This is a genomic window from Streptomyces sp. NPDC059443 (genome assembly GCF_042750105.1).
GTDB lineage: Bacteria > Actinomycetota > Actinomycetes > Streptomycetales > Streptomycetaceae > Streptomyces.
Genome location: NZ_JBHYVM010000005.1, coordinates 216,291 through 236,552, shown reverse-complemented (window position 1 = coordinate 236,552; position 20,262 = coordinate 216,291). Strand labels below are relative to the sequence as shown.

The window sequence follows — 20,262 nt, the reverse complement described above, 5'->3', positions numbered from 1 at the left end:
CGCGCGGATAGCGTCCCCCAATGTCTTCGAACACACGGACGTCATACGTCACTTCACCTGCCGCTTCACCCGTAGCCGCGCCCGTGGCCCCGCCCAGCCGCCGGACCCTCCTCCGTACGGCCCTGGTCGGCACCGCCGCCGCGGGATCCGTCCTCGGCCTCGGCTCCGCCTTCCCGGCCTCCGCGGATGCCCCCTCCGGCGGACCGGCCACGGGCGCGGAATCCGGGGGCGGTCCCCGTCCCGCCACCCCGGACGAGGCGTTGCGCCGCCTGACGGCCGGAAACCGCCGCTGGGCGGCGTACTGCCAGAGGCACCCCGATGAGTCGCCTTCGGTACGTGTCCGGGCGGCCCGGGAGCAGCACCCCTTCGCGATCGTGCTGGGCTGCGTGGACTCCAGGGTGCCGCCGGAGCTGGTCTTCGACCAGGGGCTCGGTGATCTGCTGACCGTGCGCGCGGCGGGAGAGGTGCTGGACGAGGCGGTGCTCGGCAGCATCGCGTACGGGGTCCTGGAGCTGGACGTCCCGCTGGTCCTGGTCCTCGGCCACGAGTCGTGCGGGGCCGTCGGCGCGGCCGTGCACGCCGATGAGACCGGCGCCCGGCTGCCCGCCCACATCCAGTACCTGGCCGACCAGATCCGCCCCTCCATCGACCACGGTCTTCAGGGCGCGGCCCGGATCGCCGCCACCATCGACGCCCACGCGCGGAGCACCCGGGCCCGGCTGGCGGCGGAGCCCGACATCGCCCGCAGAATAGCCACCGGCCGACTGGCCGTCGTGGCGGCCCGCTACGACCTCCGCGATCAGAAGGTCCGGATGCTGCGGACCGAATAAGCCACGAATAAGCCCGATCATCAGGACTAACGCAAAAACACCCCGGACCGATTGACGGCCGGGGTGTTCGTCTGCGTATATTTGACGTTTCACATCCTCGCAGAGCGATGACGTGAAGAAGCTTATGAGGACACCATATCGCGTCAGGAGTGGAATTGTCAACCGAGGAATTCCGGAATGAGCAGCAATTCATCACCGCCCTCTACGCGCGCCTCGACAACCTGCGTGACCAGGCCGAACATGCCGTCCAAGCGGCCCTCGGCGCGGCCGGCACCGGGTTTCAGGCGCGGCTGGAGCGGGATGTCCTGGTCGCCGAGCAATCCGGTCTGCTTTCCGCTCTGAACTCCGGAGAGAACGGCCTCTGCTTCGGCCGGCTGGAGTTCTCCGACGGGCAGGACCACCACATCGGCCGTATCGGGATCAGGCAGGACGACGCCGAGCGCACGCCCCTCGTACTCGACTGGCGGGCCGATGCCGCCCGCCCCTTCTATCTCGCGACCGGCCATCACCCCATGGGGCTGCGCCGGCGCCGCCACATCACCACCCGGGGGCGCGAGGTCACGGCCCTGCACGACGAGATCCTCGACCTCGCCGACACCGAGCGCACGGGACACGAAGGGGCCGACGCGGACGCCGTGCTGCTCTCCGCGCTCGACGCCGCCCGCACCGGCCGGATGCACGACATCGTGCAAACCATCCAGGCCGAACAGGACCGCATCATCCGCTCCACCCACCGCGGGATCCTGGTCGTGGAGGGCGGGCCGGGCACCGGCAAGACCGCCGTGGCCCTGCACCGGGCCGCGTACCTCCTCTACGCGCACCGCGAGCTGCTCGCCAAGCGCGGCGTACTGATCGTCGGGCCGAACCCGGCCTTCCTCGGCTACATCGGCGAGGTGCTCCCTGCCCTCGGCGAGACCGGAGTACTGCTCGCCACCCCCGGCGAACTCTTCCCCGGCGTCCGCGCGACGGCCGCCGACCGACCCGGCGCCGCCGCGGTCAAGGGCCGCGCCGCGATGGCGGAGGTCCTCGCGCAGGTCGTGCGCGACCGGCAGGCGCTGCCCGAGACCGTACCGGCGGGCAGCGGCGAAGAAGCCGATCTGGTGCCCGAACCGGCCCTGGAGATCGACCACGACGACTACGGGACCCTGCTGCTCGACCGGACCATGGCCCACGAGGCCCGGGACCGGGCCCGCGCCACCGGGCTGCCGCACAACCTGGCGCGCCCCTACTTCGCCTTCCGGATCATCGACGCGCTCACCGAACAGCTCGCCGACCGGCTCGGCGCGGACCCCTACGGCGGCCCCAACCTGCTGGGCCCGGACGACATCGCGCAGCTGGGCAAGGAGATCGCGACCAGCGCCGAGGTGCACGCCGCCATCGACACGCTGTGGCCGCCGCTCACGCCGCGGCAGCTGATCTCCGACTACCTCGCCGACCCCACGCACCTCCCGGTACGGGAAGCCGAGCTGATCCGCCGCACGACGACGGGGGACGCGGACTGGACACCGGCCGACGTCCCGCTGCTCGACGAGGCCGCCGAGCTGCTCGGGGTCGACGACACCGCGCGGCGCGCCGCCGAGGAGCGCGAGCGCCTGGAGCGCGTCGCGTACGCGCAGGGCGTCCTCGACCTGTCCGCGGGGTCGGAGTCGTACGAGTTCGAGGACATGGAGAACGAGTTCCTCGCGGCCCACGACCTCATCGACGCCGAGCGGATGGCGGAGCGGCAGGAGGAGGACGACCACCGCAGCGCCGCCGAGCGGGCCGCCGCTGACCGGACCTGGGCGTTCGGGCACGTGATCGTGGACGAGGCGCAGGAGCTGTCCGCGATGGCGTGGCGCCTGCTGATGCGGCGCTGCCCGACCCGCTCCATGACCCTGGTGGGCGACCCGGCCCAGACCGGCGACGAGGCCGGCTGCGGCTCCTGGCAGCAGGTCCTGGCCCCCTACGTCGAGGACCGCTGGGAGCTCGTGCGCCTGGGCGTCAACTACCGCACGCCCGCCGAGATCATGGACGTGGCGGCCGCCGTGCTCCGGGCCCGCCACCCCGGCTTCGAACCGCCGCGCTCGATCCGCTCCACGGGCCGGCGCCCCTGGGTGCGCGCGACCGGGGATCCGGCGGCCGCGGTCGCCGAGGCGGTACGGGAGGGGACCCCGGCCGAGGGCAGGCTCGCGGTGATCGCCCCGCGCCCGCTGCACGAGGCGCTGGCGGCCGCGCTGCCCGGCGTGCGCGCGGGGGAGGAGCCCGACCTCACCCGCCCCGTGGTGCTGCTGGAGCCGCGCCAGGCCAAGGGGCTGGAGTTCGACACCGTGATCGTCGTGGAACCGGCGGACCACGAGCCCAGTGATCTCTACGTGGCCCTGACGCGCGCCACCCAGACCCTCGGGGTGGTGCACACCGGGCGCCTGCCGGAGGGTCTGGGTCCGTATGGTGGACGATCATGACCGACTTGATCACCACCCCCGTGGAACCCGGCCTCCTGCGCGGGGCGCTCGACGTGGAACGCACCGCGCACGGCGTGCTGCCCCACCGGCTGCCCGCCCGGGCCCGCGCACAGTTCCCCGACCCGTACCTCGCCATGGTCGAGGCCCAGCCCTCCGGAGTCCGTCTGGTCTTCCGCACCCGCGCCACCGTCGTCGAACTGGACGCGCTCCCCACGAAGACCGCCTACCGGGGCGCGCCGGCGCGGCCGGACGGGGTGTACGACCTGCTCGTCGACGGCCGTCCGGCCGGGCGGGGCAGCGTGCCCGGCGGCAACCTCCGTACGGTCGTCGACATGGTCACCCAGGCCTCGGAGTTCACGCCCGGCCCACCCGGCACCCTGCGGTTCGACGGCCTGTCGGACGAGATGAAGGACGTGGAGATCTGGCTCCCGCACACGGAGGTCACCGAGCTGATCGCCCTGCGCACCGACGCCCCGGTCGAGCCCGCGCCGGACCTCGGTCGCAGGGTCTGGCTGCACCACGGCAGTTCGATCAGCCACGGATCCAACGCCGTGAGTCCGGCCACGACCTGGCCGGCGCTGGCCGCGGCGCTCGGCGGCGTGGAGCTGATCAACCTGGGACTGGGCGGCAACGCCCTGCTCGACCCGTTCACGGCCCGCGCCATGCGGGACACGCCCGCCGACCTGATCAGCGTCAAGATCGGCATCAATCTGGTCAACACCGACCTGATGCGCCTGCGCGCCTTCGGGCCGGCGGTCCACGGATTCCTCGACACGCTGCGCGAAGGACACCCCGACACGCCGCTGCTGGTGGTCTCGTCCGTCCTGTGTCCCATCCAGGAGGAGACCCCGGGGCCCATCGCGCCGGACTTCAGCGGCGGGAAGCTGGGCTTCCGGGCCCTGGGCGACCCGGCGGAGGTTCCGGCCGGGCGGCTCACCCTGTCCGTCATCCGCGACGAACTCTCCCGCATCACGGCTCGGCGGGCGGCCCAGGACCCGAACCTCCACTACCTCGACGGCCGCTCGCTCTACGGCGAAGCGGACTTCGCCGAACTGCCGCTGCCCGACGACGTGCATCCGGACCCCGCCGCCCACCGCCGGATCGGCGAGCGCTTCGCGCGGCTGGCCTTCGGTGACGGCGGCGCGTTCGCGGCCAAGGGCGGGTGACGCCAACGACGGCTGACGGGGCCTCCTCTCCGCCCCGCCGGCGCTGGGCCTGACGGGGGGTCGGCCGGCGGTAAGAGCGCTGGTCATCCGGGTGCTGTGAGCTATGTTGGAACGGGATGGGTGCGAGAGGGAGGACCTTCGGTGTCATCGGGGCAGCAGGCGCGCGCACAGGCGGCCGCGATCACGCCGAGCGGGCAAGCGGCCGATCACGAGCGGGTCCCGGTCGACCGGGTCCAGGCTCTCTTCGACGGACATCCCCTCTCCCCGGGGCAGCGCCGGATCGCCCAGTACCTGGTCGACCACCTCACCGAGGCCGCGTTCCTCTCGATCACCGAACTCGCCGAGCGGGCCGGTGTGAGCCAGCCGTCGGTGACCCGGTTCGCGGCCTCCCTCGGGTTCAGCGGCTATCCGGCCCTGCGCGAGGTGCTCCAGCCGATCGCGCTCAGCGCGGTGGCCGGCGCCCCGGACGGCCGCGAGCAGACCCGCCGCAATGAGCTCCAGGCCGCCGTCGACGCCGAGATCGAGAACCTGGAGAACGTGCGCAGGCTCTTCGCCGACACCAACCAGGTGCTCGACATCGGCCGTGAGCTGGCCCGTTCGGTGCCGTTGACGGTTCTGGGACTGCGGATCTCGGTCTCCCTGGCGGAGTACTTCGCGTACGCGGCCCGCCGCATCCACCCCGACGTACGCCTGGTGACCGGCGGCGGCAGCGTCGCCTACGACGCGCTGTTGCAGGCCCGTGCGGCGGGCGGCAGCTGGGTACTGGCCTTCGCCATGCCCCGGCACGCCAAGGAGACCCTGGCCGCCCTGCGGGCCGCCCGCAGCGCCGGACTGCGCGTCGCGCTGATCACGGACCGCACGCTGGGGCCGCTGGTGGACGAGGCCGACGTGGCGCTGACGGCCGGTACGGGGTCGCGGCTGGTCTTCGACTCCTACGCGGCGCCGGGCATCCTGTCGGCGGCGCTGCTCCAGGCGATGGCGGACGCCGATCCCGAGCGGACACAGGCGCGGCTCGAAGGCTACGAGCAGGCCGCTGACCAGCACGGATTCTTCCTCTAGGGCTGTTTGTGGGGCCGATCCGGCCAATATATTCACGCCATGTCCAGGCATGAATATTTTCATACCCTTGCCTACTCTGCGGTATATATGTTTACTGATGGCGGCGCGGTCATCCGTCAAGATGCCAGGGAGAGCGACCCCAAGCCCTCCCAGAACAGACACCCGGCGTGACGTTCCTCCTCCTCACGCCCCGCCAGGTGTCACGTCCGGCTTCCGGATTCCGTAGCGCCTTTGCGGCCTCGGCCAACCCCTGGGCCGAGGCCGCCGCAGACCCCTCATGAACACCTCCCTCCCGATCAGAGCCAGAGCTCTACACCCTGTGGAAGCGGCAAGAATGTCTCAGACGGCACTCATCACGCGCAGCCCGGACTGGCCCCTCCAGGTCAAACGCCCCGGGAACCACGACTGGGAACGCACCGCCGTCCGCTGGCTGCGCGACCTGCTGCCGGCCCGCTACGCCGGCTACGTGACCTTGACCCGCAGCCCCGTACTCCTCGCCCGCCACGCCCAGCTCCAGGTGCAGCACGAGATGCGGGCCGTACGGGTGGCGCTGCAGACCAGCCGGGCCGAACTCCCCGCCCTCGGGGTGGGCGACGCGGTCATCGAGAACTCGATCCGGATGTACGCCGTCGAGCTCGAACAACTGGCCCGCCTGGCCCGGGGCGTCCGCCTCGTCACCGACGCCCTCGCCCAAGCGGTGGCCGCCAGGCGGTAGCGCCTCGGCGGACGCGGAGAATGCGACAAACGCCGACCCGGTGACCGCCTGCCCCGGTGCGTGCCTCTTCGGCCAGGTATGTTGCCGGCCGCGTGCACCGCCGCCGGCGGATCCGCGCAAGGCACGGGGCCACCCGGCGGGGTGGCGCCCCGATCGGGCCAGTCGGCGGCCGGGCCCGGGATCGGTGGTAGGTGCACCGAACTTGCCACGGTCACTTTCGCCCCCTCGACGGAGACCCGGACGGACTTGTTGAGTCGAGCCGGAGCTCGGCGCCGTACGCGGACCGAGCTCCCTCTCAACGATTCCGAGGAGACTCCATGCGCATGATCCGACCCGCCCTCGCCCTCGCGGCCACCGCACTCGCGATGGCCGCCGCAGGCCCGGCATCGGCCGCCGAACCCCTGCCCGCCCCCGCTCCCAAGGCGCCCACCTTCTGCACGTACGTGGTCGACACCGGCGAGGGCGGCTGCTTCGCCACCAAGGCCCAGGCCGCCGAACTGGGCGCGCAGGCCGATTACAAGGACCTGGGGCGGATCTGGAGCGACGCCAACTCCGGCGGCAGCGAGTTCACCTTCCGCGGGAGCGTCGGCTGCAACTGGCGCTACCCGGAGTTCAACGACCTCTCCAAGTGGGGCTGGAACGACACCGTGAGCTCGGCCGAGGGCATCACCTGCCCCATCACCCTCTGGGAGCACAAGGACTTCCGCGGCGCCCACCAGACGTACTACGGCTACAACGCCTATGTCGGTGACGGCATGAACGACAAGGCCACCTCCGTCAGCTTCGACCTCCGCTGATCCGGGGACCGCGGTGGGTGCGCCCGTACGCGTCCGCGCGCACCCACCGCGGTCCCGCCCGCGCGGGCCGACTCCGGGGCCTGTTCGGCCAGGTGCGCGTACGGTGGCCCCGCACGGGGACGTACACCACCACACGATCGGGAGACCCGCCATGAACGCGGTCGACTACCGGGGCCAGACCACGCTGATCACCGGAGCCAGCTCCGGTCTCGGCGAGGAGTTCGCCCGCCGCCTCGCCGCACGGGGCTCCGACCTCGTCCTGGTCGCCCGCCGCGAGGACCGCCTGCGCAGCCTGGCCGAGGAGCTCTCGGCGGCCCACGGGATCAAGGCCACCGCCGTACCGATGGACCTCGGCGTGGACCGGGTCGGAGAGGTGCTCTCCGAGGAGCTCGCCCGGCGCGGCATCACGGTCACCGGCGTGATCAACAACGCCGGGTTCGGCACCCTCGGGCCGCTCCACCTGGAGGATCCCGAGCGGCTGCGCCAGGAACTCGCCGTCAACGTGGGCGCGGTGGTCGACATCAGCCGCGCCTTCATCGGGCCGCTGCGCGCCCACGGCAAGGGGATCCTCGTCAACGTCGCGAGCATGGGCGCCTACCAGCCCGTTCCCCACATGGCCGTCTACGGCGCCACCAAGGCCTTCGTGCTGAGCTTCACCGAGGCGCTCTGGTACGAATCCCAGGGCACCGGGCTGCGCGTGCTCGCGCTCTCTCCCGGCGCGACGACCACCGAGTTCTTCGACGTCATCGGCACGCGCGAGGTGAACGGCGGCACCAGTTTCCAGACCTGCGAGGAAGTGGTCCGCACCACGCTCAGGACCCTCGACCGCAAGAACCCGGGCCCGAGCGTGATCCCCGGCGCCCTCAACCGGATGATGGCCGTCGGCGGCCGCCTCCTGACCCGCCGTCAGATGGTGAAATCGGTCGGCCGCCTCATGCCCGCGCCCGACGGCGAGGGCACCAAGACCCCCGCCGCCTGAACTGGACACCGGCTCAGCCGACGGCGGTGACTCCGGCGAGCTGCTCCGCGATCACCTCGGCGGAGGGGAACCTCATGCCCAGCGTGGAGACGTGCTTCCAGTGCAGGGTGCCGTCCGGCGCGATGACGAAGACGGCCCGGCGCAGGCCGATCACGGGCGCCGCGATGCCCAGCGCGCGGGCCACCTCGCGGTCGGTGTCGGCGAGCAGCGGCATCCGCAGACCGCGCGCCCGTGCGAAGGTCTCGTGGCTGTCGACGTCCTGCGGGCTGATGCCCCACACCTGCGCCCCGCACGCGCCGAGCGCTTCGAGCCCGTCGGAGTAGGAGCACAACTGCGCCGTGCACACGGGGGTGTTGTCGCCGGGGTAGAAGGCGAGAACGACCGGGTTGCCGCGCTGCCCGCCGAGCGTGTACTCGCCTCGGACGAAGGTGTCTTCGGTGAGCTGACCGCCGGGGAGCGAGAAATCGCCCACGACTTCGCCCACGGCCGGGATTCGGGTCACGATGGCCGTACCTCTCTGTCGGTGAAGGCCGTACGGTACCCCGGCCGCGCCGGCTCCGGTTCAGCGGCGGTGCATGGTGTGCAGGGCCTCCAGGAGAACCCGGGGGTCGTGGCCGCCCTTGTAGACCGGCGGCGGCTGCCGGTCCAGGTGGAGCAGCCCCGCCACGGCGGTCCAGGCGGTGCGGACCGAGTACTCGACGGTGAACACCACGTCGTCCGGGACCTCGGCGTACTGCCCGATGAAGGCCAGGTTGGTGGACCCCGCCGGGACGACCTCGGGCCGGTCCCCGCCCTTGCGGACCAGGAACTGGCTGGTGATGTAGGGCATCAGCGCCGGCCGTACGACGGAGGATTCGAGGATCTGCTCGCTCTGCGCGAGGCGCAGGTGCCCGAGCACCTCCGTCAGGATCTCGCGGCCCGTGCACTCGGCCATCGTCTTGCCGACGTGGTCACCCGGCTTGTCGGGGAACAGCGCGTAGCCCCACCAGACGAAGGTGCCGTCGGGCTGCTCGTGGAAGTGCGGCTGGTGGTTGAGCACGATGGTCAGCAGCCAGCCGGAGTCCTTGAAGGTGATCAGCCCGCCCTTCCCGGCCTCGCTCCCGGAGAACTCCTCCATGGCCTTGAAGAACACCGGGTCCTGGCTGGTCACGGTGAAGGAGCCCCACGTGGAGTCCGCGACGGAGGAGTCGAACACGGAAGGGTCGCCGAGCCGTCCCGGGCGTTTGGCCGCCAGGGTCTGCCACAGGCGCCACGAGGCGTCGGGCGCGGAGGTGTCCAGTACGGCGGGGGTGTCGGTGGTGCCCAGCGTGGAGTTCGCGGTCATCGAACCGTTGGTGACGAACACCAGGTCCTCGGGGGCCACGGGGATCCGCTCGGCGGCGCCCTCGCGCGTGCAGGCCAGGGCGCTGACGGTGATCCCGTCGCCCTCGGCCAGCTCCACGTCGGTCACCGTGGTGTTCATCGAGAACGACACGCCCTGGTCGCGCAGCCACGACTGGAGGGGGCGCACGATCGAGTCGTACTGGTTGAAGCGGGTGCGGTAGATGCCCGACATGGTGTCGAAGGTCTTGAACAGGTGGACGAACCGGTTGAGGTAGCGGCGGAACTCGATCGCCGAATGCCACGGCTCGAAGGCGAAGGTCGTACACCACATGTACCAGAAGTTGGTGGTGAAGAACTCCGGGGCGAAGCAGTCCGAGATGCGCTTGCCGTCGAGGCGGGACTCGGGGGTGGCCACGCACGCGACGAGGTCGAGCCGGTCGCGCTCGGAGAACCCCATGGAACGGGTGTCGACCCGGCGCCCGGCCGCGTCGACCAGGCGGGCCTTGTCGTTCCAGGCGAAGTCCTCGTGGAAGGCGAAGGTGTCCTCGGTGACCGAGGTGCCCGGCGCGTCCAGGGAGGGGATGGAGCGGAGCAGGTCGTAGGTGCACTCGAAGTGCAGCTCGAACATCCGCCCGCCGCGCATGGTGTACCCCTTCTCGGGGTCTCCGGAGGCGTCCAGACTGCCGCCGGTACGGTCCTGGGCCTCCAGGAAGGTGATGTCCGCGCCCGCGAACTTCCCCTCCCGGATCAGCAGCGCGGCCGCCGACAGAGAAGCGATCCCCGCACCCACCAGATAGGCCTTCGCCACGACGTGTCTCCTCAGCCCGGCCGCCCCGGCCCCGGTCGGCCGCACGGTCACCCCGCCAGCCCACCACCGCCCAGGGCCCCTCGCGACCCGGGTGCGCCATTGGGCGACCGGGGCTTCGCCCGGCTGGACGCGTCTTGGGGTGGTGCATCCGCATGCTGAGATGCGATTCCACGGACCGGCGGCCCCGTGCCAGAATCCTCCGCATGCTGCGCCAGCTGATTATTAGCGCCGGCGTGCCGGCCCCGAGCTGACCGGGCGATCGCCCGTCAGTCCACCGCCCGCACGCAGACCTCTCGCACCCGCGAGGGGTCTTCTTGTTTTTCGGGGCCCCGCCCCGCCCAGGACAGGAGCCCCCACCCATGACCCTCAGCGCCGTTCTCCCCGCCGAGGCCACCTCCACCGGCTGCCACACGCTGACCGTCACCGTCCGGGACGGGGGCCACGCCCTCACGCGCATCTCCGCGATGCTCAACAACATGTCCGTCAGGGCGCTGTCCTACAGGGCCGCCGACAGCGGCGGCCTCGCCGTGTGCGAGATCGTCGTACCCGCCGCCGACTCGCCCCGTGCCCAGGCCAAGCTGCTGCGCTGCGTCGAGATCGTAGGGCTCACGGCCCGTCCCACCGGCTGAACGCCGGACGGGCCGGACGCGGCCGCGCGGCTCGCCCGCACGGGTGGTGTCCGGGCGCCGCGCGCGGGTCGATGCCGCGCCCGGACGCGGGCCTCACCAGGATCACACCCATCACAAGGGTTGGGAGCCTGCTCCATGATCGTCACCCTGGTCGTCGCAGTCCTCGCGCTCGGCGCGGGCGTCGCCGCGAACCGGTACCTGCGCCCGAGGTTGATGGCCGACGACGAGGGCATGGGCGTACGCGACCTCGTCGGGCCCCTGATGACGCTGACGATCCTCATCCTCGCCTTCATGCTCGTCACCGCCTCCGCCTCCAACGGGAGGGCCGACGACGCGGCGCGCTCGGAGGCCCACGCGCTGGACCACCTCGCCGAAGTGGCCGACTTCGCGCCCACGGCGCTGCGCCAGCGACTGCGCGCCGACGCGGTCTGCTACGCGCGGGCCGTCCAGCACGAGGAATGGCCGGCCATGGCCGAGGGCAAGGGCTCCCCGGTGCCCAGCGTGTGGAGCGGGGACTTCCGGGCCGGTTTCAAGGAGCTCGGCAACAACAGTCCCCTCTTCGGGCTGCTGGTCAACGCGGACAACCAGCGCTCGCTGGGCCGGCAGGCGAGGATGGCCGAGTCCACCCCGACGATCCCGGGCCTGATCTACTGGTTCATGCTGGTGACCATGGCCGTGACGGTGATCGGCCTCGGTCTGTGCCTGCCCCGCGCCAACAACAGGGGCCCGCTCGCCGCCCTGATCGTCGTCACCGCGCTGCTGACCACGACCCTGCTCATCATCCGTGATGTGGACCGCCCCTTCAGCGGTGTGATCATCGTGAAGGCCACGCAGATGGCGGAGATCGAGCAGGAGTCGACCCGAGACTTCCTGGCCGACTACAAGGCGGACCAACTGCCCTGCGACGACCGGGGCCGCCCCAAGCCGGGTTACCGCCGCTGAGCCGGCCTGCCCTCACCGGGCCACGGGGGACGACCCGCCCGCGACCGCGAGCCGGGGTGCGCCGGTGCCGTCCGCCGGGACGGTCCAGACGTCGCTCGCGCGGCCGTCCGTGCCCGGGAGGGCGTAGGCGACCGTGCCGTCGTCCGTCCAGGCGGCCTGGTCGTCCACGCTCCGCGTCTCGGCGAGCGGGGTCTCGCGCATGGTTCCCAGGTCCAGGACGTACAGCCGCCACGGCGCGGCCGGGTCCTCGGACACCTTCTTCTTGAAGGCGATCCGGGTGTTGTCGGGAGACAGGGACGGGCATTCGACGTTCTGCCGCAGGGCCTTCGCCGACCAGTCCTTCATGTTCCCCTCGACCAGGTACGTACGCCCCTTGCTGGAGACCGTCGCGTAGAAGCGGCTGTCGTCGCGGGCGAAGCTCACCCCCCAGTAGTTGAGGTCGGGGGCGTGGTAGCGGACCCCGTCGACGGTGAGGGGGATCTCCTCCAGGGATTTGACGAGGTATCCGGTACGCAGGTCGAGCACGGCCGTCCTGGTGGAGAACGCGGTGGTGGCGTAGGAGTCGCCCGTCGCGAACACCGTCCACGCCAGCATCTGCCCGGAGGCGGACACCCGGGCCCTGGTCGGGATGCCCGGCACGGTGATCCGGCGCACCTCGCGCAGCCGCTGGTCGAGAACGATCGCGTACGTCTTCGGCAGCACCCCCGGCTCCGCGCGCAGGCACAGGGCGGTGGGCCCGGCGGCGTGGAACCGGTCGCAGACGGGGCCGCCGGAGACCCGGGACTCGCCGGGGACGGGGGCCGGTGAGCCTGCCGACAGCGGCTGGTGTGCGACGCGCCCCGTGGCGGAGTCCCGGAAGTACAGGGCGGGTTCGCCGAGCACGAAGGAGGTGTCGGAGGCGGCGGCGCGCGTGACGTCCGAGCGGTGTCCCGCGTGCAGGGCGTAGCCGATGGAGCCGCCGGTGAGGAGCACCACCGCGGCCGCCACGACGGCGCTACGGGTCCACGGGCCGGTCGGGCGGCGCATGGATCCCGGGAACCTGTCAGTCATCCGGTCCGCCTCTCAGGGGTGTGGGTACGGGGGCGGCTGCCGGGCCGGGGCCGGCACCCGGGCCGCCCGACGGAACACGGGGGAGCAGGGCCCAGCCGCCCGCGAGCGCGGCGAGCAGCGCAGCCACCGCCGCCCACAGCGCGTGGCCCGGCCCCCAGGCCGTCCAGGCGGCCCCGAAGCCCGCCGCGGCGAGCATCCGGGCCAGCGCCTGGCCGGTCTGGAGCAGGGCGAGTCCGCCCGCCCTGCCCTCGGCCGGCAGCACGGGCCCGGCCAGGGCCATCAGCACCCCGTCGGTGGTGGCGTAGAAGACTCCGAGCAGCACCAGGACGGGCACCAGGAGCAGCGCGGCCGGGCCCCGGTCCGGGGCGAGCAGGGCCCCGTAGGCGCCGAGCAGGGCGAGGTGGCCGTACAGGAACGGCAGCCTGCGCCCGATCCGGTCCGCGATCCGGCCGGCCGGGACGGCGAGCAGCAGGTACGTGGCCGCCGCGCCGAGCGGGAGCAGCGGGAACCAGGCGGTGGACAGGCCGAGGCGCCGCTGGAGCAGGAGGTAGACGAAGGCGTCGCCGATGGTGGCGGCGCCGAGCAGCGCGGCGGCCGCGAGGATCCGCCGGAAGGCGGGGTCGCGCAGCGCGCGCAGCGGTGTCCCGGTACGGGGGACCGGGCCCGGGGGCGGCGAAGCGGGATGCCGGTGCCCGGGAACGTAGAGCACGAGGAGCAGTACGCCGAGCAGGCCGACGCAGAAGCTGACGACGAACACCGTGTCGTACGCGCCCGCGGTCGCCCAGAGCAGGGCGAACGCGGCCAGCGGGCCGAGCAGGGCGCCGGTGGTGTCCATGGCCCGGTGCACGCCGAAGGACCGGCCGAGGGCGTCGGGGTGGCTGCTCAGGGTGATCAGGGCGTCGCGGGGAGCCGTCCGGATGCCCTTGCCGACCCGGTCGGCGGCCAGCGCCGCCGCGATCCCGCCGGTGGCGCCGCCCGCGAGCAGCAGGCCGAGCCGGGAGCAGGCCGAGAGGGCGTAGCCGAGGCCGGCCACCCGTTTGTGCCGCTGGCCGCGGTCGGCGAAGTGCCCGCCGAGCAGCCGCACGAGGGAGGCGGAGCCGTTCAGCAGGCCGTCCAGGAAGCCGAATTGGAGGGGGGAGAGACCAAGTCCGAGGACGAGGTAGAGCGGTAGCACGGCGGTGACCATCTCGGAGGAGACGTCGGTGACGAGGCTGACCGCGCCGAGTGCCAGGACGGTGCCGGGGATGCGCCGGCCCGCCCCTGGGGAAAGGGGCGGGACCGACGTGTCCCGGCGGCCTGTGGTCGCCAGGTACATCAGTGGCAGGTGTACTTCGGGCTGGTGTCCTGGGTCTTGCCGTCGGTGTCGACGTAGCTCCAGCTGTAGCCGGTGTCCGTGAAGTCCAGCTTCAGGACGCCGTATTGACCGCTGATCCGCTTCTGGCTGTTGGGCTGGACGTTCTCGATGGGGTACGGCTCGGCGCCGCCCATGCCGCCGACGATCTCGACGATCCCGTCGGAGGCCGCCTTGCCCTCGGGGTTCTGCGGGGCGAACCGCTCGTAGTGGTGGTCGTGCCCGTTCAGCACGAGGTCGGCCTTGGCGCCGTACAGGATGTTCCAGACCGGCTTGCTGACCGGGTCGTTGCCGTGACCGCCCGAGGAGTACAGCGGGTGGTGCCAGTACGCGGCGATGCAGGACTTGCCGTTCGCGGCGAGGTCGGCCTTCAGCCAGTCGATCTGGGCCTTCTGGTCGAAGGAGTTGGAGTCGAGGGCGATGAAGTGCCAATTGCCTTCGTCGAAGCTGTAGTAGCTCTTGCCCTGCGGGTAGGCGACGGCCCCGAAGTAGGACTTGTAGCCGACCAGGGAACCCGCCGGGTCGTACGTCTCGTGGTTGCCCGGAACCGGGTGCGTCTTGTCCTTGAAGGCGCCCCAGCTCTTGTCGTAGTAGGCGCGGTAGTCGGCGATCCGGGCGTCGTCGTACTGGTTGTCACCCATCGTCAGATAGAACTTCGGGTTGATCTTCTGGGCCTGTACGGCGGTCTTGGGGTGGGCGCAGGCACTGTCGGAGGCCGTGCACTGGGCGGCGATGTCCCCGGCCGCCACCACGGTGAAGGCGCCGGTCTGCGGGGGCGGACCGCCGTCGAGGGTGCCGTACACCTCGACCTCGTGCAGCGAGTAGCCGTAGGCGGTGCCGCGCGCGGTTCCGTACACGCGCAGGTAGCGGCCCTTGCCGGACAGGGCCGTCCAGTCGTCCGAACCGCCGTTCCCGGCGGTCTCGTTGGCGAGCCGGGTCCAGGCGGTGCCGTCGGCGGAAATCTCGACCCGGTACGCCTTCGCGTACGCGGCCTCCCAACTCAGCCGCACGCGCGTCACGTTGGCGGTTGCACCGAGGTCCACTCGGATCCACTGCGGGTCTTTGCCCTCCACGCTCGCCCAGCGAGTGGCGGCGTCGCCGTCGAAGGCGTTCTGCGCGCCGAAGTCGGAACCTTCGGTGGAGGAGGCGGTGGCGGGCTTGCCGCGGGAGATGAGGGGGTCGGCGGCGGCGCCGGCCCGCTCGGGGTAGGCGAGCAGCAGGCCGCCGACGAGGAGGAGTACGGCGGCGATGACCACGCCCACGGTGCGGGGCGATGTGGCGGTACGGGGTGGAGCTTGGGTGTTCAGGCGCATTCCTGACTCCCTGGCCTTGGGGGTGGCGAGAGCTGGCACCGGTACGTGGCCCCGCGACCGGGCCCCGCGTGCGGGCAGGGCAGGACGGGACGGAGTCACAGCGGCCGGGTCAGAGCTCTCGCTGAGCGCGTCACGCCCACGGGATCGGGGCACCGCGCCAAGCCGCCGTGCGGGATGCTAGCAAACAGGAAACTTTCCTACCAGTCATTCGGCGGCCGTCCGCAAGGCGCCCGGGACGGCGGGTCCGGGGCCGTACACTGGGCGGCATGAGTCACCTGGGTGCTGAGAGCGAGAGCCTGCGGGCCGCCTCGGCGCCGCGTCCGGCCGCCGTCATGGCGGGTCCGGTTCCGGTGCTCGGTTCCGGTCCGGCCGCCGCCGCCGTGGCCGAGGCGCCGAAGCCCTGCCTCTGCGCCCTGCACGGCCACGGCTAGCTGGGGCATTCGCCCCGTGTGACGGATCGTCGAACCCCGGCGCCGTCCACGGGTGCCCGCCCTCGCGCATCGCACGCACCGGCCCGTGACCACCGGGATCCCGGTGGGTCCGTCTCTCCTCCTCCCTTCCCCAAAGGCACCACGGCTCCGCGCGCCGGGCGCGACCTTTCGCGTCCGGCTCGCCGGGCAGCCTGCTCCACGTCACCACCGCAGCCGCCGGCACGCCGCCGCCGCTGCAGTCCGGCGACGGTCGCGCGACCGGGCCGCGCGCCATGTTCGAAGGGATCACTGTGAAGCTCAGCGACATGCTGGCCGGGCACGACCACGAAGTGCTCCGGGGCGACGGCGAGGTGCTCGTCACCGCCGGAACGACCTTCGACGTCCACCGGGTGAGCTCGGGCTCCCTGTTCATCGCGGTACCGGGCCACCGGGAGGGTGGTCCCGAGTCCGTCGCGGCGGCCATCGCACGAGGCGCCGTAGCGGTCCTCGTCGAGAGCGAAACGCCGCAACTCCCGGCACCGGTACGGGCGTCGAACCCCGAGGTCTGCGTGGTCCGGGTGCCGGACGCCCGGAAGGCGGCCGCGATCGCCTCCTCCCGCTACTACGGTGAACCGGGCCGCCGGATGGACATGGTGGCGATCACCGGCACGAACGGGAAGACCTCGGTCTCGTACATGGTCGAATCGGTGCTCCGGATCGCCGAAGGCGCGCGGGTCGGGGTCATCGGCACGGCCGGTAGCCGGATCGGCGACGAGCTGATCCCGATGCCGCCCTCGGTCCTGACCACCCCGGAATCACCCGACCTCCAGTACCTGCTGGCGTGCATGCGGGACCGGGAGGTCGCCGGCGTGGTGCTGGAGGCGACCTCCATGGCCCTGCTGACCCACCGGGTGGACCGCGCGTTCATCGATGTCGGGGTCTTCACCAACCTCACCCAGGACCATCTGGACGACCACGGCACGATGGCGAACTACCGGGACGCGAAACTCCGTCTGTTCCAGGGGCTGTGCCGCCGCGCCGTGGTCAACGCCGATGATCCGGTCGGCGCCACGATCCCGGCGATGATGCCGGGCGCGGTGACCACGTACGCCCTCGACGCCGAGGCGGACTACCGGGCGACCGGCATCGTCATGGACGCCTCGGGCACCCGGTTCACCCTGCACCACGGCGGCCGCGCGTACCCGGCCTCGATCCCCGTCCCCGGCCGGTACTCGGTGGCCAACGCGCTCGCCACCGTGGCGGCTTGCCACACCCTGGGCCACGACCTGGCCGGGCTCGTCGCGGCGCTGGAGCGGATGCCCCCGATCCCGGGCCGTTTCGAACGCTTCGAAACCCCCGACAAGACCTCCGTGATCGTGGACTACGCGCACTCTCCCGACTCCCTGCGCAACGTCCTCACCACGATCCGGGGCTTCGCCACCGGCCGGGTCATCACGGTCTTCGGCTGCGGCGGGGACCGCGACACGACCAAGCGCGCCGAGATGGGCGAGATCGCCGGAACCCACTCCGATCTCTGCGTCCTCACCTCGGACAACCCGCGTACCGAGGACCCCGAGGCGATCCTCGACCAGATCACCCCCGGCCTCACCGCGACCGGCACACCCTTCGAACGCCTCGCCGACCGCCGCCTCGCCATCGCCTTCGCCCTGGCCTCCGCCGGGCCGGACGACATCGTCCTGGTCGCGGGGAAGGGCAGCGAACCGCACCAGATCGTCGGCGAGGAACTCATCCCGTTCAGCGATATGGCCACGGTGCGCGAACTCGCCGGCGGGTGAACTGACAGGTGAGGACCCGAGTTCGAGATGCCGTTCGAGTCATGGCACCATGTCCGGCACGCTGGGGAGAGCGACACGAATGCGGCCCGGCATCTCTCCGAATCTGTGGGATTGGATGTTCTGGATGACAGCCGAGCAGTGGGAGCGGGTGTACCGCGACCCTGCCGCGATCGTCATGCGGGTGTTCTTCGTACCCTTGCTGGCGCTCCCGGTGGGCTGCCTGGTCGTTCCCGTGGTCATGGCGGTCCACGGCCGACCGGGACCCTGGGGGTACGTGATCATGCCTCTGGTGGCGGTCGTGCTCCTCAAGCTCTGGACCCTGCTCTGGAGGCTGACCCGGGTCGGGATATACCTCGGTGACGCGGGGATCAAGGTGATCAACCCCCGCGTGACCGTCGTCCCTTGGGACGAGGTCAAGGGTGTCGAGGAGCGGCCGCTGCACGCGTGGAGCGGGGGGACGGTCCGGGGGGACGTCCTGTGGATCGTCCGCAAGGACGGTTCGGCGGTCTGGACGCTCCTGGCCAAGCGGTCCCCGGTGGCCCTGGTCCGGCCGCGTGCCTTCGCGCACACCGTGGACAGGCTGGAGCGGGAGCTGCGGGACCGGTCGAGCTAGGTCCGGTCAGCACTGCCACAGGAAGACGGCCCGGGCGCAGGGGGCGCAGGCGAAGGAGTACGCGCTGCCCCCGCCGCCGAAGTTCATGGCCGTGGCGTAGTCGGGGCCCTCCTCCAGCTGGGCGATCAGGTCCATGGGGCGGGTGCAGGCCGGGCACGAGGGGGTTTCGTCGCCCTGGAGCCAGTCGGGCTCTCCGCCCAACTGCCCCAGGACGTTCGCCGGGCTGTTCCCGCCGCGGGTGGCCCATTCCTCGCGCGCGCTCCCGTAGTCGGCACAATCCATGACCACCAGGGCCACGGAGTTGACGGCCCCGAGGACGAGGGAGCCCCCGTCCCCGTCCTTCTCCGGCTCGGGCACGGGCATCGGCCGCAGGGCTTCGGCGGGGAACAGCAGGGCGCGGTTGCCGCCCGCCGTCGGGCTCCACTCCTCGCACATGCCGGGGTTGTTGCAGCACATGAAGACCGCCATGACGCGGCCTTGGGCGCGGCCGCCCTGAGCGAGGCCTTCGGCCGCTACCGGGCGGCCCTCCTCGTCCAGCACGATCTGGGCCAGGAACCGCATCGGCCCCCCGCACGTCGCGCAGCCGGGCCAGGCCGTCCCCGCCGGGGCCAGCGGATTCCCCCCGGTACGCGTGACCGGGGCATCGGGCTCGCCAGGTCCCGCGTACGTCATCAGCGTCGTCGTCATGGGTCCGACCCTACGACGCTCGCCCGAGCGAGGCCTCCGTCAAGGTCAAGGCACGGGACCTGCGTCCGGGCCGGCGCCGTACAGGAGACCGCGTACCACCGGCCGGCCCAGCCGGTGTTGATCGTGCGGCGGTTCGCCGTGCCGCTGGGGCCAGGCCCGGAACCTCCTGGCCGATGTGGCACCCGTACCCCCGTACGGGTGAACCGCGCGGCCCCGGGCCCGCCGAATGCGGTGTGGTGGGGGGCCCCGTACGTGTACCCATGGAGGTACACGTGAGGGGCTCCTACGCGGGTACCTCGCGCCCGGAACCGCATCGCAGGAGGAACGCATGCTCGGCACCGACTACCGCACCGGCTCGCCCAACTGGATCGACCTCGGCAGCCCCGACATCCCTCGGGCCGCGGCCTTCTACCGGGCCGTGTTCGGCTGGGAGTTCCACCTGCTGGGACCCGAGACGGGCGGGTACGGGTTCTTCCAGATCGACGGCAAGACCGTCGGGGCGGTGGGGCAGCTGGATCCGGGGGCGAGCTCCGCGTGGACGGTGTACTTCCAGTCCGACGACGTGGACGCGACCACCCGGGGCGTGCGGGACGGTGGCGGAACCGTCCGCGTCGAGCCGATGGACGTCATGGGGGAGGGGTGGCTCGCCCAGTACACCGACCAGCAGGGCGCCGACTTCGCCATCTGGAAGCCGGCCAAGACGCCCGGCCTGGGGCTGACGTCCGCCGACAACACCCTGTGCTGGGTCGAACTGCACGTGCCGGACCCGCTGGCGGCGGTCGAGTTCTACGGCGGTCTCTTCGGGCTGCGCTCGCAGGACATGGACGCCCCCGGCATGACCTACCGGGTGCTCAGCATCGCCGACGGGGACCAGCAGGAGGGCTCCTTCGGCGGGGTGGCGCCGCTGATGGAGGGGGAGACGAACGCGCGCTGGGTCCCGTACTTCGCCGTCGCCGACGTGGATGCCGTGGTGGACACCGCGCGGACCAGCGGCGGGAGCGTGCTGATGCCCGGGGCGGACGTGCCGGACGTCGGGCGGATCGCATGGCTGGCGGACCCGAGCGGGGCGGTCTTCGCCCTGCTCAAGCCCAATCCGCGAGCGAACTGACCGGCTCCGCTCCCTCCCGGGCTCCCTCCGGGGCTTCTTCCCGGACCTCCACCCGGACCCGCGCCGCGACATTGGTGTGAGGCGGGCCGCGCGTCGCGTACAGTTGGGTTTACCGACGCGGGGTGGAGCAGCTCGGTAGCTCGCTGGGCTCATAACCCAGAGGTCGCAGGTTCAAATCCTGTCCCCGCTACCAAATGATCCGGCCCCCGCCGCGCCCCACACACGCGGGGGGCGCTCTGCATGTT

Annotated in this window: 19 protein-coding genes and 1 tRNA gene; 14 read left to right on the top strand and 6 right to left on the bottom strand. The window is 72.0% G+C overall.

Translation table 11 applies throughout. The features are described 5' to 3' along the window. Window positions 1–20 precede the first annotated feature (20 nt). The 7 genes from ACFXDJ_RS07245 to ACFXDJ_RS07215 all read left to right on the top strand — a co-directional run bounded on the left by ACFXDJ_RS07245 (window position 21) and on the right by ACFXDJ_RS07215 (window position 7,987). Entirely contained in the window at window positions 21–830 is an 810-nt protein-coding gene (locus tag ACFXDJ_RS07245) for a carbonic anhydrase (protein ID WP_384661846.1), read from the top strand. 155 nt (window positions 831–985) lie between these two features. Next, complete coding sequence (locus ACFXDJ_RS07240) at window positions 986–3,271, top strand: HelD family protein (RefSeq protein ID WP_384661849.1); 2,286 nt, start codon at window positions 986–988, stop codon at window positions 3,269–3,271. Further along, complete coding sequence (locus tag ACFXDJ_RS07235; protein ID WP_384661852.1) at window positions 3,268–4,437, top strand: GDSL-type esterase/lipase family protein; 1,170 nt, start codon at window positions 3,268–3,270, stop codon at window positions 4,435–4,437. Before ACFXDJ_RS07240 ends, ACFXDJ_RS07235 begins: the two co-directional genes overlap by 4 nt. A 141-nt stretch (window positions 4,438–4,578) precedes the next feature. Then, entirely contained in the window at window positions 4,579–5,496 is a 918-nt protein-coding gene (locus ACFXDJ_RS07230) for a MurR/RpiR family transcriptional regulator (protein ID WP_384661855.1), read from the top strand. Window positions 5,497–5,830: 334 nt separating this feature from the next. After that, entirely contained in the window at window positions 5,831–6,211 is a 381-nt protein-coding gene (locus ACFXDJ_RS07225; RefSeq protein WP_384661858.1) for a hypothetical protein, read from the top strand. A 317-nt stretch (window positions 6,212–6,528) separates the two neighbouring features. Further along, the gene (locus ACFXDJ_RS07220; RefSeq protein WP_384661861.1) at window positions 6,529–7,008 is read left to right on the top strand and encodes a hypothetical protein; all 480 of its coding nucleotides are present in this window, start codon (window positions 6,529–6,531) and stop codon (window positions 7,006–7,008) included. A 151-nt stretch (window positions 7,009–7,159) separates the two neighbouring features. After that, window positions 7,160–7,987, top strand: a complete 828-nt coding sequence (locus tag ACFXDJ_RS07215; RefSeq protein WP_384659648.1) for an SDR family NAD(P)-dependent oxidoreductase — start codon at window positions 7,160–7,162, stop codon at window positions 7,985–7,987. Between the two features lie 13 nt (window positions 7,988–8,000). Here ACFXDJ_RS07215 and ACFXDJ_RS07210 read toward each other — a convergent pair whose 3' ends face one another. Then, complete coding sequence (locus tag ACFXDJ_RS07210; protein WP_384659651.1) at window positions 8,001–8,489, bottom strand: peroxiredoxin; 489 nt, start codon at window positions 8,487–8,489, stop codon at window positions 8,001–8,003. 60 nt (window positions 8,490–8,549) lie between these two features. After that, window positions 8,550–10,118 carry an oleate hydratase gene (locus tag ACFXDJ_RS07205; protein ID WP_384659654.1) on the bottom strand — a complete coding sequence of 523 codons (1,569 nt, stop codon included), beginning with the start codon at window positions 10,116–10,118 and terminating at the stop codon, window positions 8,550–8,552. Window positions 10,119–10,477: 359 nt separating this feature from the next. Here ACFXDJ_RS07205 and ACFXDJ_RS07200 point away from each other — a divergent pair, with 359 nt between their 5' ends. Further along, window positions 10,478–10,747: a hypothetical protein gene (locus ACFXDJ_RS07200; RefSeq protein ID WP_384659656.1), complete on the top strand. Its 270-nt coding sequence runs from the start codon at window positions 10,478–10,480 to the stop codon at window positions 10,745–10,747. A gap of 135 nt (window positions 10,748–10,882) precedes the next feature. Next, window positions 10,883–11,689, top strand: a complete 807-nt coding sequence (locus ACFXDJ_RS07195) for a hypothetical protein (RefSeq protein ID WP_384848269.1) — start codon at window positions 10,883–10,885, stop codon at window positions 11,687–11,689. Window positions 11,690–11,701: 12 nt separating this feature from the next. Here the strand turns inward: ACFXDJ_RS07195 and ACFXDJ_RS07190 are convergent, their stop codons facing one another. The 3 genes from ACFXDJ_RS07190 to ACFXDJ_RS07180 are packed head-to-tail and all read right to left on the bottom strand — an operon-like array spanning window position 11,702 to window position 15,403. Next, the gene (locus tag ACFXDJ_RS07190; protein ID WP_384659662.1) at window positions 11,702–12,739 is read right to left on the bottom strand and encodes a TolB family protein; all 1,038 of its coding nucleotides are present in this window, start codon (window positions 12,737–12,739) and stop codon (window positions 11,702–11,704) included. Then, complete coding sequence (locus ACFXDJ_RS07185; RefSeq protein WP_384659666.1) at window positions 12,732–14,054, bottom strand: MFS transporter; 1,323 nt, start codon at window positions 14,052–14,054, stop codon at window positions 12,732–12,734. Before ACFXDJ_RS07185 ends, ACFXDJ_RS07190 begins: the two co-directional genes overlap by 8 nt. Further along, a complete protein-coding gene (locus tag ACFXDJ_RS07180) occupies window positions 14,054–15,403 on the bottom strand; it encodes a discoidin domain-containing protein (RefSeq protein ID WP_384659668.1) in 1,350 nt (449 codons plus the stop codon). Before ACFXDJ_RS07180 ends, ACFXDJ_RS07185 begins: the two co-directional genes overlap by 1 nt. 266 nt (window positions 15,404–15,669) lie before the next feature. Here ACFXDJ_RS07180 and ACFXDJ_RS07175 point away from each other — a divergent pair, with 266 nt between their 5' ends. The 3 genes from ACFXDJ_RS07175 to ACFXDJ_RS07165 all read left to right on the top strand — a co-directional run bounded on the left by ACFXDJ_RS07175 (window position 15,670) and on the right by ACFXDJ_RS07165 (window position 18,222). Beyond that, the gene (locus tag ACFXDJ_RS07175) at window positions 15,670–15,834 is read left to right on the top strand and encodes a hypothetical protein (protein WP_384659671.1); all 165 of its coding nucleotides are present in this window, start codon (window positions 15,670–15,672) and stop codon (window positions 15,832–15,834) included. A 290-nt stretch (window positions 15,835–16,124) separates the two neighbouring features. Continuing rightward, on the top strand, window positions 16,125–17,609 hold the full coding sequence (locus tag ACFXDJ_RS07170) for a UDP-N-acetylmuramoyl-L-alanyl-D-glutamate--2,6-diaminopimelate ligase (RefSeq protein WP_384659673.1): 1,485 nt from the start codon (window positions 16,125–16,127) through the stop codon (window positions 17,607–17,609). Window positions 17,610–17,733: 124 nt separating this feature from the next. Then, entirely contained in the window at window positions 17,734–18,222 is a 489-nt protein-coding gene (locus ACFXDJ_RS07165; protein ID WP_384659675.1) for a hypothetical protein, read from the top strand. Window positions 18,223–18,228: 6 nt separating this feature from the next. Here ACFXDJ_RS07165 and ACFXDJ_RS07160 read toward each other — a convergent pair whose 3' ends face one another. Further along, the gene (locus tag ACFXDJ_RS07160; protein ID WP_384659678.1) at window positions 18,229–18,909 is read right to left on the bottom strand and encodes a hypothetical protein; all 681 of its coding nucleotides are present in this window, start codon (window positions 18,907–18,909) and stop codon (window positions 18,229–18,231) included. A gap of 328 nt (window positions 18,910–19,237) precedes the next feature. Between ACFXDJ_RS07160 and ACFXDJ_RS07155 the strand changes: the two genes are divergently transcribed. Beyond that, window positions 19,238–20,017, top strand: coding sequence for a VOC family protein (locus ACFXDJ_RS07155; RefSeq protein ID WP_384659681.1), 780 nt, complete (start codon window positions 19,238–19,240; stop codon window positions 20,015–20,017). A gap of 116 nt (window positions 20,018–20,133) precedes the next feature. Further along, window positions 20,134–20,210: transfer RNA gene (locus ACFXDJ_RS07150), tRNA-Met, on the top strand. Window positions 20,211–20,262: the final 52 nt, after the last annotated feature.